This is a genomic window from Streptomyces ambofaciens ATCC 23877 (genome assembly GCF_001267885.1).
Classification (GTDB): Bacteria; Actinomycetota; Actinomycetes; order Streptomycetales; family Streptomycetaceae; genus Streptomyces; species Streptomyces ambofaciens.
The window spans coordinates 7737799-7756805 of the sequence record NZ_CP012382.1; the positions used below are offsets into that span (position 1 = coordinate 7737799).

At 75.3% G+C, this 19007-nt stretch carries 1 protein-coding gene; it reads left to right on the forward strand.

Features of this window, described 5'->3' with window-relative positions; genetic code table 11:
- Positions 1 to 2 precede the first annotated feature (2 nt).
- Entirely contained in the window at positions 3 to 18974 is an 18972-nt protein-coding gene (locus SAM23877_RS41570; RefSeq protein WP_483316143.1) for a type I polyketide synthase, read from the forward strand.
- The last annotated feature ends 33 nt before the right edge of the window (positions 18975 to 19007 follow it).

The window sequence follows — 19007 nt, forward strand, 5'->3', positions numbered from 1 at the left end:
CCGTGTCCACCGAGGACAAGCTGCGGGACTACCTGAAGAGGGTCACCACGGACCTCGCCTCGGTCCGTCAGCGGCTGCGTGCCGCGGAGTCCACCGAGCACGAGCCGATCGCCATCATCGGCATGTCCTGCCGCTTCCCCGGCGGAGCGGACTCGCCCGAGGCGCTGTGGCGCCTGGTGCGGGACGGCATCGACGCGATGGGGCCCTTCCCCGCCGACCGCGGCTGGGACATGACGCACTTCGAGACCGGTGTCGCCGCGGACGTGGAGTTCTCCCGGGAGGGAGGCTTCCTCGACGGCGTCGCCGACTTCGACCCGTCGCTGTTCAACATCTCGCCGCACGAGGCGCTCGCGATGGACCCCCAGCAGCGGCTGATGCTGGAGACCTCCTGGGAGGCCGTGGAACGCGCCGGCATCGACCCGCTGTCCCTGCGCGGCAGCCGCACCGGCGTCTTCACCGGTGTCATGTACAACGAATACGCCTCGCGCATCATGTCCGTACCGGACGAGGTCGCCGGACACCTCGGCACCGGAAACAGCGGAAGCGTCGTCTCCGGCCGGGTCGCCTACACGCTGGGGCTGGAGGGCCCGGCCCTGACCGTGGACACCGCCTGCTCGTCGTCGCTGGTGGCGCTGCACCTGGCGATGCGGTCGCTGCGCAGCGGGGAGAGTTCGCTGGCGCTGGCCGGCGGCGTGGCCATCATGGTCACCCCGAACACGTTCTTCGACTTCGCCCTGTCCGGCGGCCTCGCCTCCGACGGCCGCTGCAAGGCCTTCTCGGCGGACGCCGACGGCACCGGATGGGCCGAGGGCGTGGGTGTGCTGCTGGTGGAGCGGCTGTCGGACGCCGTCCGCAACGGGCACGAGGTGCTGGCGGTGGTGCGCGGTTCCGCGGTCAACCAGGACGGCGCGTCCAGCGGACTGACCGCGCCGAACGGTCCTTCGCAGGAACGTGTGATCCGCGCCGCCTTGGCCGCGGCCCGGCTGACCGCCGCGGACATCGACGTGGTGGAGGCGCACGGCACCGGTACGACTCTGGGTGACCCGATCGAGGCGCAGGCGCTGCTGAACGCCTACGGTCAGGACCGGCCCGCCGACCGGCCTTTGTGGCTGGGGTCGCTCAAGTCCAACATCGGGCACACGCAGGCCGCGGCGGGTGCCGGAGGTGTGATCAAGATGGTGCAGGCGTTGCGGCACGGGGTGCTGCCGCGGACCCTGCACGCGGACGAGCCCACGCCGCACGTGGACTGGTCCTCAGGGGCCGTCGAGCTGCTCACCCAGGCCCTGGAGTGGCCGAGCGGGGAGCAACCGCGCCGTGCCGCGGTGTCCTCCTTCGGTGTCAGCGGCACCAACGCGCACGTGGTGCTGGAGGAATACCGCGCACCGGAGCCGGCCGCCGCGCCCGTGGAGGAGCACGGGCCGGGGGGATCCGCCCTCCCCGTGCTGCCCTGGATTCTGTCCGGGCGCAGCCGGCAGGCGCTGCAGGGACAGGCCGCGCGGCTGCTCAGCCACCTCCAGGAGGCCGGCGAGGAGAACGCCCCGGCGCCCATGGACATCGGCTTCTCCTGCGCCACCACCCGGGCGACGCTGGAGCACCGCGCGGTGGTGCTGGCCGAGGACCACGCCGGGTTCCGCCGCGGCCTGACCGCCCTGGCCGAGGGCCGGGAGACCGCGGAGGTGATCGCCCGCACCCAGGACCCCGGGCAGGGTGGCACGGTGTTCGTGTTTCCCGGTCAGGGGTCGCAGTGGGCGGGGATGGCCGCGGAGTTGCTGGAGCGGGAACCGGTGTTCGCCGAGGCGATGGCGGAGTGCGCAAGCGCGTTGGAGCCGTTCACCGACTTCTCTCTGCTGGCGGTGATGCGGGGTGAGGGTGTGGGGCTGGAGCGGGTGGAGGTGGTCCAGCCGGTTCTGTGGGCGGTGATGGTGTCGCTGGCGAAGCTGTGGGCTTCGGTGGGAGTGGTGCCCTCTGCGGTGGTGGGTCATTCGCAGGGGGAGATCGCGGCGGCGGTGGTGGCCGGGGGTCTGTCGTTGGAGGACGGGGCGCGGGTGGTGGCTCTGCGGGCGCGTGCGATCGCCCGGGAGTTGGCGGGGCGGGGCGGGATGGTGTCCCTGGCGGTGCCGGTGGTGGAGGCGGAGAAGCTGGCCGCACGATGGCCGGGGTTGTCGGTGGCGGCGGTCAACGGCCCGGGTTCCACGGTGGTGTCCGGTGAGGCGGCTGCGGTGGAGGAGTTGCTGGCGCACTGTGAGGCGGAGGGCATCAGGGCGCGGCGGGTTCCGGTGGATTACGCCTCGCACTGTGCGCAGGTGGAGCGGATCCGTGAGCGGCTGCTGGAGGATCTGGCCCCGATCGCTCCGGGCTCCTCGGCGGTGCCGTTCCATTCGACGGTGACCGGTGTGCGGATGGACACCGCTGGGCTGAATGCGGAGTACTGGTACGGCAATCTGCGCAACACGGTGCGGTTCGAGGAGGTCACGCGGGCCCTGCTGACCGAGGGCCGCACCCTGTTCCTGGAGATCAGCCCGCACCCCGGCCTCAGCCTGGGCATCGGCGAGAGCGTCGAGGCCCTCGGGCTGCGCGCCTCCGTACTGTGCACCCTGCGCCGAGGCGAGGGCGGGGTCCGGCGCTGGCTCACCGCGGTCGCCGAGGCCCACGTGCACGGCGTACGCGTCGACTGGGCCGCGGTGTACGCCGGCCGCGGCGGCACCCGCGTCGAACTGCCCACCTACGCCTTCCAGCGTCGCCGCTACTGGCTGGACACCCTAGAACTCGAACCGCCCGCCGTGGACCGCCCGCAGGACTGGTTCTGGTCGGCCGTCGAGCAGGAGGACCTGCCCGCCCTCCAGCGCATGCTCGACGTGAGCGGCCGGACCCCGCTCGAGGAGGCGCTGACCGCTCTCTCCGCATGGCACCGGCGGGACCGCGAACGCAGCCGGATCGAGAGCTGGCGCTACCGGACCGCCTGGACACCCGCGGCCCTCCCCGCCGGGCGGCTCGACGGACGCTGGGTGGTGGCCGTACCGCCGGACCACCAGGCGCACCCGCTGGTCACCGCCGTCTCCGCGGCCCTGGCGGAGGCCGGCGCCGCCCCCGAACCACTGCCCGTCTCCCACCGGGACGAGCGCGGCGCCCTCGCCGAGCGGCTGCGTGGCGCGAGCGGCGTGCTGTCGCTGCTCTTCCTCGCCGAAGGCTCCGTCCCCGAACACCCCGCCACCCCGGTCGCCTTCGCCGCCGCCCTCACCCTGCTGCACGCCGTGCACGACACGGGCGAACCGCTCCGCCTGTGGTGCGCCACCTCCGGCGCCGTCGCCGCCGCACCGGGGGACACGGTCACTCACCCGGACCAGGCCCTGGCATGGGGGCTCGGCCGGGTCGCCGCCCACGAGTACACCCAGTGGGGCGGGCTCGTCGACCTGCCCGCCGCACCCGAACCGCGCGCCCTCGCCCGGCTCGCCACCGTCCTCGCCGGCACCGACGAGGACCAGACGGCGATACGCGCCACCGGAATCTTCGTACCCCGCCTGCGCCGCGCCGAGCCGGCCGCGCCCCGCGGGATGTGGCGGCCGTCCGGCACCGTGCTCGTCACCGGCGGCACCGGCGGCATCGGCGCCCACGTCGCCCGGTGGCTCGCCGCCTCGGGCGCGGAACACCTGCTGCTGCTCAGCCGGCGCGGTCCCGAGGCCCCCGGCGCGAAGGAACTCGTGGCCGAACTGCGGGAGTCGGGCACCGACGTCACCGTGGCAGCGGTGGACGCGGCCGACCACGACGCGCTGGCCGCCGTCCTCGCGGACCTGCCCGCCGCCCAGCCGCTGACCGCCGTCTTCCACGCCGCCGGGATCGTCGACTCGAGCATCCTGGACTCGCTCACCCCGGACCGCGTCGAGACCGTGCTGCGGGCCAAGGTCGCCGGCGCCCTCACCCTGCACCGGGCCACCGCGGACCTGGACCTGTCGGCCTTCGTCCTCTTCTCGTCGCTCGCCGGCGTCTTCGGCTCGGCGGGCGAGGGCAACTACGCCCCCGGCAACGCCTTCCTGGACGCCTTCGCGCAGTACCGCCGTGCCCAGGGCCTGGTCGCGACCTCGGTCGCCTGGGGCTCCTGGGCGGGCGCCGGCATGGCGGAGGGCGACTTCGGTGACGTCCTGGAGCGCCACGGCATCCACCGGATGGAGCCCGAGCACGCCCTGGCAGGGCTGCGTACGGCGCTGGAGGGCGACGAGACCACGCTCGCCCTCGCCGACATCCGCTGGGACGTCTTCTCCTGGTTCTTCACCGCCACGCACCCCAGCCGGCTGCTCGACGAACTCCCGGACGTGCGCAAGCTCCGGCAGCCCGCTCAGCAGGGCCCTGCCCAGGGCAGCGCCGCCGACCAGGAGAGCCTCTCGCCGGCCCAGCGGCTGGCAGGGGCCTCGGAGGCGGAGCGCAACCGGTTCCTGCTCGACCTGGTCCGGGACCAGGTGGCGCTGGTGCTCGGCTACGAGTCGGGCTCCGAGGTGGAGCCGGGCCGGGCGCTCGGGGAACTCGGCCTCACCTCGGCGGGCGCCGTCGAGCTGCGCAACCGCCTCACCTTCACCACCGGACTGCGCATCTCCGCGACGGTCGTCTTCGACCACCCCAGCCCACTGGCCCTCGCCCGCTTCCTGGCCACCGAGATCACCGGCGGCAGCGAGGACGGCGTCGCCGAGGCCGCCGCCGCGGCGGTGCCCGGGCGTGACGGCACCCCCGTCGTGGACGACCCGATCGTCATCGTCGGCATGGCCTGCCGCTTCCCCGGCGGCGTCCGCTCCCCGGAAGACCTGTGGAAGCTGGTCGAGTCCGGCACCGACGCCATGGGGCCCTTCCCGGCCGATCGAGGCTGGGACCTCGACGCGCTCGGCGGCGACTACCCGCGGACGGGCGGCTTCCTCCCCGACGCGACCGACTTCGACGCCGAGCTGTTCGGCATCTCGCCGCGCGAGGCGCTGGCCATGGACCCGCAGCAGCGACTGCTCCTCGAAGCCTCCTGGGAGGCGCTGGAGCGCGCGGGCATCCACCCCCGGTCGCTGGCCGGTTCGCGCACGGCGGTGTACGCCGGCACCGGCGGCCAGGACTACCTGGCCGTGCTGGCGGGCGACCCCGTGGCCGGCGAAGGCTACCTGGTCACCGGCGGTTCCCCCAGCGTGCTGTCCGGCCGGGTCGCCTACGCCTTCGGGCTGGAGGGACCGGCGGTCACCGTGGACACGGCCTGCTCGTCGTCCCTGGTGGCCCTGCACCTGGCCTGCCAGTCGCTGCGGCACCAGGAGAGCGACCTCGCCCTGGTCGGCGGAGTCAACGTGATCTCCCTGCCGTCCGTCTTCGCCGAGTTCAGCAAGCAGCGCGGCCAGGCCGCCGACGGCCGCTGCAAGGCCTTCTCCGCCTCCGCGGACGGCGCCGGCTGGGGAGAGGGCGTCGGCGTACTCCTGGTCGAGCGGCTCTCGGACGCCCGCCGGCGCGGACACGAGGTGCTGGCCGTGGTCCGCGGCAGCGCCGTCAACTCCGACGGCGCCTCGAACGGCCTCACCGCGCCGAACGGGCCCGCGCAGCAGCGGGTGATCCGCGCGGCGCTGGCCTCAGCGGGACTGGAGGCGACCGACGTCGATCTGGTGGAGGCGCACGGTACGGGCACACGGCTCGGTGATCCGATCGAGGCAGAGGCACTGCTGGCGACGTACGGCAGGGACCGCTCGGAACCCCTCTATCTGGGGTCGGTGAAGTCCAACATCGGGCACACCCAGGCCGCCGCCGGTGTCGTGGGCGTGATCAAGGCCGTCATGGCACTGCGGCACGGGGTCCTGCCGGCGACGCTGCACGTCGACGAGCCGACCCCGGAGGTCGACTGGTCGTCCGGCGCGGTGGAACTGCTCACCGAGAACCGCACCTGGCCGGAGGCGGGCCGCCCGCGCCGGGCCGGCGTCTCCTCGTTCGGGATCAGCGGCACCAACGCACACACCATCCTGGAACAGGCGCAGGAAACAGCGAAGGCGTCCGTCGGTGCGCGAGGCGAGCGCCCCGACCTCCCGTTGCCCGTCGCGCTGTCCGGCGCCACGCCGGACGCACTCGCCCGGCAAGCCGCCCTGCTCGCCGGACTGGACGCGGACACCGCCGACCTGGCGCACTCCCTGGCCAACACGCGGGCCGAACTGGCGCACCGCGCCGTGGTCCTCGGCTCCCACACGGCCGCCCTGACGGCCCTCGCCACGAGCGAGCACACCCAGGACGCGGTGAGTGACAAGGTCGTGCACGGCGGCCTGGCGCTGCTGTTCTCGGGTCAGGGCTCGCAGCGGTCGGGGATGGGCCGGGAGTTGTACGAGGCGTTTCCGGTGTTCGCGGACGCCTTCGACGCGGTGTGTGCGCGGGTGGACCTTGAACGTCCCCTGCGTGAGGTGGTGTTCGGCGAGGACGCGGGGCTGCTGGAGCGGACCGTCTACGCGCAGGCGGGGTTGTTCGCGCTGGAAGTGGCGCTGTTCCGGCTGGTGGAGTCCTGGGGTGTGACTCCGGACGTGCTGGTGGGGCACTCGATCGGTGAGCTGGCCGCCGCGCACTGCGCGGGAGTGTTGTCCCTGGACGACGCGTGTGCGCTGGTGTCGGCGCGGGGGCGCTTGATGGACGCGTTGCCCGAGGGCGGGGCGATGCTGGCCGTGGAGGTGGCCGAGGAGGGTCTGGAGCTGCCGGACGGGGTGGACCTGGCGGCGGTCAACGGACCCACGTCGGTGACGGTGTCCGGTGAGGCGGAGGCGATCGCGGAGCTGGAGGAGCGGCTCCGGGCGCAGGGGATACGCGTCAAGCGCCTCGCGGTCTCGCACGCCTTCCACTCCCGCCTGATGGAGCCGATGCTGGCCGACTTCGCCGCCGTGGCGCGGTCGTTGACCTACCACGCCCCGCAGATCCCGGTCCTCACCACCGCCCCCGGCGACCTGGCCACTCCCGAGTACTGGGTGGGCCAGGTGCGCGAGCCGGTCCGCTTCGCCGACGCGCTCGGCCGGCTCACCGGGGTGCGGACGGCACTGGAGCTGGGCCCCGCCGGAGTGCTCTCCGCCCTGGCCCAGGAGCAGGACGACACCCTGGTCCCCGTCCCCGCGCTGCGCCCGGACCGCCCCGAGGCCGCCACCCTCGTCCGCGCCGTCGCCCGCCTGTACACGCGGGGCGTCCCCGTGGACTGGTCCAGCTACCTCGCCCCCTTCGAGGGCGCCCGCGTCGCGCTGCCCACCTACCCCTTCGCCCGTCAGCGGTACTGGCCCGAACCGGTGGCCGCCGCCCGCCCCGTCGCCGGGGAGAACCCGGCCGAGCGTGACTTCTGGGCGGCCGTGGACTCGACCGACGCCGATGCCGTCGCCGGCGCGCTGTCTCTGGACGACGAGCAGCGCGACGGCCTCGGCGCCGTCCTGCCCGCTCTCGCCGCCTGGCGGGAGAGGAGCCTCCACAAGGCCACCACCGACGCCTGGCGCTACCGCGTCGGCTGGAGCCCGGTCACCGACCGCCAGGCACGACTGACCGGTACCTGGCTCCTCATCACCGGGAGCGAGGTGCCCGGCGGGCTCGTCGACGGCCTGCGTGGCGCGGGTGCCGACCTCGTCGAGCTGACGGAACCCGGCACGGAACGCGCGCAGTGCGCGGAACGGCTGGCCCGTCTGGCCTCGGCCGCCGCCGAGCGTGGCCGTCCCGTCGCCGGGCTGCTCGCCTGCGTGGACACCGCCGCCGACCTGCTGCGACTCGTCCAGGCCCAGGGCGACGCCGGACTCGCCGCACCGCTGTGGTGTCTCACCTCCGGCGCGGTCGCGGTCGCACCCGGCGACGTGTGCGAGCCGTCAGCCGCCCAGCTGTGGGGCCTCGGCCGCGTCGCCGCGCTCGAACACCCCGACCGGTGGGGCGGCCTGGTCGACGTACCGGCCCACCTCGACCGGCGAGCGGCCGACCGGCTGGTGCAGCTGCTGGCCGGAGCCTCGGGCGAGGACCAGGCGGCCGTCCGGCCGACGGGCCTGCACGCCCGCCGGCTGCGGCGCGCCCCCACCGGCTCGCCCGGGCAGCCGCGGTCCGCCGAGTGGCACGCCGACGGTCCGGTCCTGCTCACCGGCGGCACCGGTGCCCTGGGCGGCAAGGTCGCCCGGCTGCTGGCCGAGCGCGGCGCCACCCGGCTGGTCGTGGCGAGCCGGCGCGGCCCCGCCGCACCCGGCGCGTCCGACCTCGTCGCGGACCTCGCGGAGCGTGGCTGCGACGCCGTCGTCGTCCCCTGCGACCTGAGTGACCGTGGCGCGGTGGCCGAGTTGCTGGAGCGCCACCCCGTGACCGCGGTCGTCCACGCCGCGGGGATCGTCGACGACGGTGTGCTCGACGCGTTGACACCAGAGCGACTCGCCGCCGTACTCGACGCCAAGGCCCACTCCGCCGACGCACTGGACGAACTCACCGGCGAGCTGACCGACTTCGTCGTCTTCTCCTCGGTCGCGGGCGTCATCGGCAGCGCCGGGCAGGGCCCCTACGCGGCCGCCAACGCGCACCTCGACGCCCTGGTGGAACGCCGCCGCGCCCGGGGCCTGCCCGGCACCGCCCTCGCCTGGGGCGCCTGGGCCGGGGCCGGCATGGCCGCCGACCCGGCCGCCGCCGCCCGGCTGGCGCGCGGCGGACTGCCCGGCATGGCGGAGAGCCGGGCCCTGGAGGCACTGGCCACCGCCCTCACCGAGCGGGACGGCGCGCTGGTCGTCGCCGACATCGACTGGGAACGGTTCGTGCCGGGCTTCACCGCGGTCCGGCAGAGCAAGCTGTTCGCCGAACTCCCCGAGGCCGTCCCGGTCGTCCGCGGCGTCCGGGCCACCGTCCCGGTAGCCCCCGCCGCGCCGGGCACGGACGCCGCCGAGCAGGCCCGCCACGTGGAACACCTCGTGCTGGAGGCCGTCGCGGGCGTCCTCGGCCACGGTTCGCCGGCCGACGTCGACCGCGAACGCGCCTTCCACGACATGGGCTTCGACTCCCTCACCGCCCTGGAGCTGCGCAACCTCCTGGCAGCCCGGACCGGGCTGACCCTGCACGCCGGCCTCGTCTTCGACTTCCCGACCCCCGGCGCCCTCGCCGAACACCTGCTCACCTCGCTGTCCGGGGGAGCGGCCGCCTCCGACACCCCCCGGGCCGGAGACGGGGGCCCGGCGGCGGACGACGAACCCGTCGCCATCATCGGCATGTCCTGCCGCTTCCCCGGCGGAGTCGACTCGCCCGAGGCACTGTGGCGCCTGGTGCGGGACGGCGTCGACGCGATGGGCGACTTCCCCGCCGACCGGGGCTGGGACCTCGACACCCTGCTCGGCCACGACGGCCCCTCGCACACCCGCTCGGGCGGCTTCCTCGACGACATCGCCGCCTTCGACGCGGGACTGTTCGGCATCTCCCCGCACGAGGCGCTCGCCATGGACCCGCAACAGCGGATGCTGCTGGAGAGTGCCTGGGAGGCGTTCGAACGCGCGGGCATCGACCCCACCTCCGTGCGCCGGAGCGACACCGGCGTGTTCGCGGGCACCAACGGCCAGGACTACCTGGCGCTGCTGCTCGGCTCCGCGGCCGCCACCGAGGGACACCTGGGCACCGGCAACTCCGCCAGCGTTCTCTCCGGCCGGATCTCGTACACCTTCGGTCTGCGCGGGCCCGCCCTCAGCGTGGACACCGCCTGCTCCTCGTCCCTGGTCGCGCTGCACCTCGCCGCCCGGTCCCTGCGGGCGGGGGAGTGCTCGATGGCCCTGGCCGGCGGGGTCACCGCGATGCCGTTGCCCGGCACCTTCATCGAGTTCAGCACCCAGGGCGCGCTCTCCTCCGACGGCCGCTGCAAGGCGTTCTCCGCCGACGCCGACGGCACCGGCTGGGGAGAAGGCGTCGGTCTGCTCCTGCTGGAGCGGCTCTCGGACGCCGAACGCAACGGGCACCGCGTGCTGGCGGTGGTGCGGGGCAGCGCGGTCAACCAGGACGGCGCGTCCAACGGCCTGACCGCGCCGAACGGCCCCTCGCAGGAGCGGGTGATCCGGGCGGCGCTGGCCGACGCCAGGCTGACCGCCGCCGAGGTGGACGCCGTGGAGGCGCACGGTACGGGCACGAAGCTGGGCGACCCGATCGAGGCGCAGGCGCTGCTGGCGACGTACGGGCAGGGGCGTGAGGAGCCCCTGTACCTGGGGTCGGTGAAGTCGAACATCGGGCACACGCAGGCGGCCGCCGGTGTCGCGGGCGTCATCAAGATGGTGGAGGCGCTGCGGCACGGCGTGCTGCCCGCCACCCTGCACGCGCGGGAGCCGTCCGCACAGGTGGACTGGTCGGCGGGGGCCGTGGAGCTGCTGACCGACGCGCGGCGGTGGCCGGAGACGGACCGGCCGCGCCGGGCGGGCGTGTCCTCGTTCGGGATGAGCGGCACCAACGCGCACGTGATCCTGGAGAGCGCGCCGCAGGCCCTCGACGCGACCGAGGAGGAACCGTCGGACGCCGGTGCGGTGGTGCCGTGGCTGCTGTCGGGGCGGAGCGGGGAAGCGCTGCGCGGGCAGGCGGAGCGTCTGCTGGCCGCCGGTGGCGGCGATCCTGTGGACGTGGGCTGGTCGTTGGCCACCGGGCGCGCGCTGCTGGACCAGCGTGCCGTGCTGCTGGGTCCCGACCACGCGACCCAGCTGCGGGCGCTGGTGGCTGCGGAAGAGGCGGCCGGAGTGGTGCGCGGCGGCGCGGTCCGGGGCGGCACGGTGTTCGTGTTCCCGGGACAGGGCTCCCAGTGGGCGGGAATGGCGGCCGAACTGCTGGACGCGGAGCCGGTGTTCGCCGCGCGGATGGAGCAGTGCCGTCGAGCGCTGGAGCCCTTCACCGACTTCTGTCCGCTGGAGGTGGTCAGGGGTGAGGGGACCGCTCTGGAGCGGGTCGAGGTCGTGCAACCGGTGCTGTGGGCGGTGATGGTGTCGCTGGCCGAGCTGTGGACTTCGGCGGGCGTTGCCCCGTCCGCTGTGGTGGGGCATTCGCAGGGAGAGATCGCTGCCGCCGTGGTGGCGGGGGCGCTGTCGTTGGAGGACGGGGCGCGGGTGGTGGCGCTGCGGGCGCGTGCCATCGCCGACGAGCTGGCCGGGTGCGGCGGAATGGTGTCGCTGGCCGTCTCCCGCGAGGCGGCACAGGAGTTGACCGGCCGCTGGGAAGGACTCTCCGTCGCGGCGGTCAACGGCCCCGGCTCGACGGTCGTCTCGGGGAACGTGGCGGGGCTGGAGGCACTGGCCGCCCACTGCGCCGCCGCCGGGATCCGCGCCCGCCGCCTGCCGGTGGACTACGCGTCGCACTCCGCGCACGTCGAGCGCCTGAGGACCCGTCTCCTGGCCGACCTCCGGGACGTCGACCCGGCGCCCTCCTCCGTGCCCTTCTACTCGGCACTCACCGGCGGACGGATCGACACGTCCACCCTGGGCGCCGAGTACTGGTACGACAACCTGCGCGCCACCGTCCGCTTCGAGGACGCCACCCGCGCCCTGCTGGACGACGGGAACCGGCTGCTGATCGAGGTCAGCCCCCACCCCGTGCTCACCATGGGCCTGCGGGAGACCCTGGACGACACGGACCTCCCCGGCGCCGTCCTGAACACCCTGCGACGCGGCGAGGGCGGCCGCGAACGCTGGCTCACCGCGCTCGCCGAGGCCCACGTACGCGGAGTCGGGATCGACTGGCAGCGCCTCCTCCCCGAGGGCCGGCCGGTCGACCTGCCCACCTACGCCTTCGACCGCGACCGCTACTGGCCCGACCCCGTCGAGCACGCCGCCGGCGGGCGGGCCGGCTCGCCTCCCGGCGGAACGGACCAGGTGGAGCAGGCGTTCTGGAACGACGTCGAACGCGGCGACACCCCCGCTGTCGCCAGGACCCTGGGCCTCGACGTACCGGGGCTCGACCAGGTGCTGCCCGCCCTCGCCTCCTGGCGGCGGGCCCGCCACCAGGAAGCCACCGTGGACTCCCGGCGCTACGAGGTGACCTGGCGCCCCCTGGTCGGCCTGCCGACCACCACGCCGACGGGACGATGGCTGCTCGCCCTCCCGCAGGCCGGCGCCGAGGCGGAGACGGAGACCGTACGCACGGCCCTGGCCCACGCCGAGGTCACCGAGGTCCGCGTCCCCGCCGACACCGGGCGGAGCGAACTGGCGCAGGAACTGGGCCAGTTGCCCGAATTGGGCGACTTCACGGGTGTCGTCTCCCTGCTGGCGCTCGCCGACCGGCCGCACCCCGGCGACGAGGTCCTCGCCCCCGGAACCGGCGAGACCGTCACCCTGCTTCAGGCGCTCGGCGACGTCGGGATCGGCGCACCCCTGTGGTGCCTCACCCGCGGCGCCGTCGCCGTGGGCCGCTTCGACACGGCGGCCGACTGCGACCGGGCCATGCTGTGGGGCCTGGGCCGGGTGGCCGCGCTGGAGCACCCCGAGCGCTGGGGCGGGCTCATCGACCTGTGCGAGACCGCGGACGCCCGCTCCGCCGCCCGGCTCGGCGCACTCCTGGCGGGCGCCGCCGAGGACGAGGACCAACTGGCGGTACGACCTTCCGGGGTGTTCTCCCGCCGGGTACGGCGTGCCGCGCCGGAACCCGTCACGACCCCGTGGACCCCCGGCGGCCCGGTCCTGGTCACCGGCGGGACCGGGGCGCTCGGCCGCGAGGTCGCCCGCTGGCTCGCCCGACGCGGCGTCACCGACCTGCTCCTCGTCAGCCGGTCGGGACCGGAGGCGCCCGGTACCGGCGAACTGGTCGCCGAACTGGCCGGGCTCGGCGCCACCGCGGTCGTCGCCGCCTGCGACGTCAGCGACCGGGAGGCCCTCGCCGCCCTGCTGGAACGCCACCCGGTCACCGGCGTCGTGCACACCGCGGGCATCTCGACCACCGCGCCCCTGGCCGGCACCTCACCGGCCGAGATCGCCGACGACGTCCGCGCCAAGGTGCTCGGCGCGGTCCACCTGGACGCCCTGCTGGGCGACCGGGCCGACCTCTTCGTGCTGTTCTCCTCGATCGCCGGTGTCTGGGGCGGGGGAGGGCAGGCCGCGTACGCCGCCGCCAACGCCCACCTCGACGCGCTCGCCGAACACCGCAGGGCCCACGGCCGGACGGCCACCGCCGTCGCCTGGGGAGCCTGGGACGGCAGCGGCATGGTCGCCGACCGGGAAGCCGGAGACTACCTGCGGGACCGGGGCATCACCCCCATGCCGCCACAGCTGTGCCTGGCCGCCCTGGCCTCGGCCGTCGACTCCGGCCGCGCCACCGGCGTGTTCGCCGACGTCGACTGGGACCGCTTCGTCCCCACGTTCACCGCCCGCCGCCCCAGCCCCCTGGTGGGCGACCTGCCGGAGGCGACCACCGGGCGGGCCGACGCGTCCGAGGCCACGGCCGCGGCCGACGACCGTGGGCAGGGCCGCGAGCTGCGCGCGAGGCTCAAGGCGGCCGGCGCCGCCGACCGCCACCGTCTCCTGCTCGACCTGGTGCGCACCGTGGTCGCCACCGTGCTCGGCCACCCCGGCCCCCGGTCCGTCGACCCCGACCGCGTCTTCACCGAACTCGGCATCGACTCGCTCACCGCGCTCCGGGTCCGCGACGGTCTGGCCGACGCCACCGGTCTCCGGCTCCCGGCCACCCTGGTCTTCGACCACCCCACCGCCCGCGTGGCCGCCACCGAACTGCTCACCCTGCTGGGCGCCGCGGAGCCGGCCCCCACGCAGGCGCCCCCGCGTCCCGCCGTGCGGGCCGAGGCGGACGACCCGGTCGTCATCGTCTCCATGAGCTGCCGCTACCCGGGCGGCGCCGACTCTCCGGAGAACCTCTGGGAGGTGGTCGCGGCCGGGACCGACGCCATGTCGCCGTTCCCCGTGGACCGGGGCTGGGACCTGCCCGACGCGGGCGACTTCACCACCGAGGGCGGGTTCCTGCACGACGCCACGGAGTTCGACGCCGACCTGTTCGGCATCTCGCCCCGCGAGGCCGTCGCCATGGACCCGCACCAGCGGCTGCTCCTGGAGAGCGCCTGGGAACTGCTGGAGCGCGGGGGCATCGCGCCGACCGCCGTACGGGGCACCCGCACCGGCGTCTTCGTCGGCGCCTCCGCCGGCGGCTACGCGATGGCCGGTGTCCTGCCGGAGGGCTCCGAGAGCCACGCCATGACCGGCACCTCCAACAGTGTGCTGTCCGGCCGCGTCTCCTACGTCTTCGGCCTGGAGGGTCCGGCGGTCACCGTGGACACGGCCTGCTCGTCGTCCCTGGTGGCCCTGCACCTGGCGGCGCAGTCGCTGCGCAACGGCGAGTGCTCCATGGCGCTCGCGGGCGGCGTCACCGTGATGCACTCGCCCGTCGTGTTCGCCGAGTTCGGCCGTCAGGGCGGCCTCGCCTCCGACGGCCGCTGCCGCTCCTTCGCCGCCTCCGCGGACGGCACCGGCTGGGGCGAGGGCGTGGGCCTGGTGCTGCTGGAGCGGCTCTCGGACGCGCGCCGCAACGGGCACCGGGTGCTCGGGGTGGTGCGGGGCAGCGCGATCAACCAGGACGGTGCCTCCAACGGTCTGACGGCGCCGAACGGCCCGGCGCAGCAGCGGGTCATCCGCGCCGCGCTGGCCGCCGCCGGCCTGGAGGCCGCCGAGGTGGACGCGGTGGAGGCGCACGGCACGGGCACGAAGCTGGGCGATCCGATCGAGGCGCAGGCGCTGCTGGCCACCTACGGCCAGGACCGCGAGGAACCCCTCTACCTGGGGTCGGTGAAGTCCAACATCGGTCACACCCAGGCCGCTTCGGGCATCGCGGGCGTCATCAAGACCGTCGAGGCGATCCGCCGGGGCGTGCTGCCCAGGACGCTGCACGTCGACGAGCCGACCCCGGAGGTCGACTGGTCGGCCGGCGCCGTCGAACTCCTCACCGACGACCGGCCCTGGCCGGACACGGGCCGTGCCCGCAGAGCCGGGGTGTCCTCGTTCGGGATCAGCGGCACCAACGCCCACGTCCTCATCGAGGAGGCTCCGCGGGAGACCGAGACCGAGACCGAGACCGAGACCGAGACCGAGACCGAGACCGAGACCGAGACCGAGACCGAGACGGAGACCGCACCGTCGCCGGTCGGGGGGCCGGACACCGCCGCCCCGCTCCTGCTCTGGCCGGTCTCCGGCCGGTCCGAGGCCGCGCTGCGGGCCCAGGCCGACCGGCTCCGCTCGCACGTCGACCGCGCCGGCGCCACGCTCGACCCGCGCGCCGTCGCCCATCACCTGGCCACCGCCAGGGCCGCCCTGGAACACCGCGCCGTCGTGCTGGCGCCCGACGCCGAAGGGCTCCGCCGCGGGCTCGCCGGGCTCGCCGGGGCGGCCGGGACCGAAGCCGGGTTCGTCCGTGGCGAGGCCGGACGCGGCGATCTGGCCTTCGTCTTCTCCGGCCAGGGTGCGCAGCGCGTCGGTATGGGCCGCGAACTGTACGAGACCTACCCGGTGTTCGCCGACGCCTTCGACGCGGTCTGCGCCCACCTCGACCCGGACCTGGACCGCCCGCTGCGCGAGGTCGTCCTGCACGACGCCGACGCGCTGGGCCGCACCGCCTGGACCCAGCTCGGCCTCTTCGCCTTCGAGGTCGCGCTCTTCCGGCTGCTGGAGTCCTGGAGCGTGGCCCCCGACCGGCTGGCCGGACACTCCGTGGGCGAGGTCGCCGCCGCCCACGTCGCCGGCGTCCTCTCGCTCGCCGACGCCTGCACCCTGGTGGCCGCCAGGGGACGGCTCATGGGGGCGCTGCCCGAGGGCGGCGCGATGATGTCCGTGCGGATGACCGAGGCCGAGGCGCACGCCGCGCTGAGCGGCTACGAGGCCCGGGCGGCGGTCGCCGCCGTCAACAGCCGGGACGACGTCGTCCTCTCCGGCGACGCCGACGCCCTGGCGGAGCTGGCCGAGGAGGCCGGGCGGACGGGGCGTACCTTCCGTTTCCTGGACGTCTCGCACGCCTTCCACTCCCCGCGCGTGGACCCCGTGCTGGACGACTTCGCCGCCGTGGTCGCCTCCCTGAAGTACCACCCCGCCCGTATCCCGCTGGTGTCCACGGTCACGGGCCTGCCCGACGACGGCGCGATGTCCGCTCCGGAGTACTGGGTCCGCCAGATACGCGCCACCGTTCGTTTCGCCGACGCCGTCGGCGCCCTCCTGGACCAGGGCGTGACCCGCTTCGCCGAGATCGGGCCCGGGGCCGCGCTCACCGTCCCGCTGGAGCGGACCCTGGAACGCGCCCGCTCCCTCGACGACACCACCGGCACCCTCTGCGTGGCGCTCCAGCGCTCCGGCAGGGAGGAACCCGCAGCCCTGCTCACCGCCGTCGCCCGGCTGCACACGGCCGGCGTTCCCATCGGCTGGGACGCGCTCCTCGGACCCGTCGCCGGGCCCCGTCCGGACCTGCCGACCTACGCCTTCCAGCGGCGCCGCTACTGGCCCGAGCCGCACCCCGCCGGGGCACCCCACGGCACGCGTACCGGCCGCTACCAGGTGACCTGGCGCCCTCTGCCCGAACCGGAGCAGGTGGTGCCGCAGGGCACCTGGCTCGCGGTGACCGGCGGAGACCGGAGCGCCGCCGGCCTGCTCGCGCTGCTGCGCGAGCAGGGTATGCGCGTGACCGAAGTCCCCGATGCCGGCGGCACCAGGGAGGCCCGCGCCGAGGCACTGCGGCGCGCGTACGACGACGGGCCGGCGGTCACCGGAGTGCTCAGCCTGGTGGCGGAGCCCGGTGACGTCCTCGCCCTCGCCCAGGCGCTCGGCGACATCGCGGCGGACGCGCCCCTGTGGTGTCTGACCACGGGCGCGGTCGCCACAGGGCCGGCCGACCCGCCCGCCGACCCCGCCCGCGCCGCCGTCTGGGGGCTGGGCCGCACCCTGGGGCTGGAGGCCCCGCACCGCTGGGGCGGCCTGGTGGACCTGCCCGCCCACCCCGGCCCGAGGACCGCGGCGCGGCTCGCCGCGCTGCTCGCCGCCGGCGGCGCGGGTGAGGACCAGATCGCCCTGCGCGCCACTCCCGTGGTCCGCAGGCTCGTCACCGCCCCGCCGGTCGACGCCGCACCCTGGCGGCCCTCGGGCACCGTGCTGATCACCGGCGGAACCGGCCGGCGGGGCCGGGCGCTCGCCACGGCACTCGCCGCGAACGGAGCCGAACACCTGGTGCTGCTCGGTCGCCGGGGCGCCGAGGCGCCGGACGCCCGCGCATTCGCCGAGAGCCTGCCCGTCGCGGTCACCTTCGCCGCCGCGGACGTCACCGACCGGGCCGCCGTCACCGAGGTACTGGCGGCGATCCCCTCCGACCGTCCGCTCACCGCCGTGGTCCACGCGGTCGGCGCGGGCGAGGACACCCCCTGGACGGAGCTGAGCCCCGGCGACCTGCGTGCGACGGCCGCGGCCGATGGCGCTCAGGTGCTGCACGACGTGACCCGTGAACTGGCCACCGAACCGGAGGCCTTCGTCCTGGTCTCCTCGGTGACCGGCGTCTGGGGCGGCACCGGAGCAGCCGTACGGGCCGCCGCGTCAGCCCGGATGGACGCCCTCGCCGCACACCGGCACTCCCTCGGCCTGCCCGCGACCTCCGTCTCCTGGGGGCCGTGGGCGACGGGGGAGGGGAGCGCGGCCGCGCGGCGACACGGTCTGCGCCCCCTGGACCCCGGCACCGTCTGGTCCTCCCTGCGCGAGGCCGTGGCCGGTCCGGCACCCTGCGTCGTCGTCGCCGACGTGGACTGGGAACACTTCCACCGCGCCTACACCCTGGCCCGGCACCGCCCGCTCTTCGACGAACTCCCCGAGGTCCGGGCCCTGTCCGCCGCCGTGCGTGACGCGGCACCGGAACCGGGGGCGGCCCCCGGCCTCGCCGGTCCGGACCGGCACGGGGCGGCGCTCGACCTGGTCCGCGGCACGGCCGCCACGGTGCTCGGGCACACCGACGCCGCGTCCGTCGCCCCCGACCGGCAGTTCCTGGAACTCGGCGTCGACTCGCTCGCCGCGCTGGAGATCCGCGGCACACTGGAGCGGGCGACGGGCCTGTCGCTGCCGGCCACCGTCGTCTTCGACCACCCCACACCCGCCGCACTCGCCCGCCACCTCGCCGCCACCACGGCCGCCGACGGCCAGTCCCCGGGCAGCGCGGTGCCCGCCGTGACGCTCGGCATCTCGCCCACCGACCGGAACCCGGTCGGCCTGCTGGACTCCCTCTACCGGGAAGCCGTGAGCACCGGGCGCATCACGGAGTTCCTCGAACTGGTCGGTCAGACCGCGAAGTTCCGGCCGATGGCCGACGACGTGGCCGAGGCGGGCGGACCGGCGGCGCTCACCACCCTGGCCGACGGCCCGGCGTCCGAGCTGCTGGTCTGCGTCAGCGGACTGACGGCCGGCGGCGGTCCCCAGGAGTTCGTCCGACTGGCCGCGCCTCTGCGCGGCGCACGGCGCGTGGCCGCGGTACCCGTCCTCGGCTACGGTCGCGGCGAGTTGCTGCCCGCGACCCCCGAAGTCGCCCTCGACTGGCAGGCCCGGGGCATCCTCGCCCACGCCCAGGACACGCCGGTCGTACTCTTCGGGCACTCCGGTGGCGCGATCCTCGCCCACCGCCTCGCCGTGCGCCTGGCCGATCTCGGCGCACCCCCGGCCGGGTTGGTGCTGGCGGACGTCTACCGGCTGGACGACCCCCTGATGGCCGACTGGAGCGCCGAACTCTCCGAAGGGGTCTTCGACCGGGCGGAGCAGTTCGTGCCCATGGACGACAGCCGTCTCACCGCGATGACCTGGTACGGCGGTCTGTTCTGGGAGATCCCGCGCCCGGACACCCGCGTTCCCACGCTCCTGCTGCGGGCCTCGGAGCCCCTGCGCGAACCGGCCGACGGCCGCGACTGGCGCAGCTCGTGGAAGGCGGCCCGCGACATCGTCGACGTACCGGGCAACCACTTCACGATGATGGCCGAGCACGCCGGCACCACGGCCCGCGCCGTCCACCGGTGGATCGGGGAGCTGCCCCGATGACCGCGGTGGAGCCACCCCACTCCGGCCGGCCCC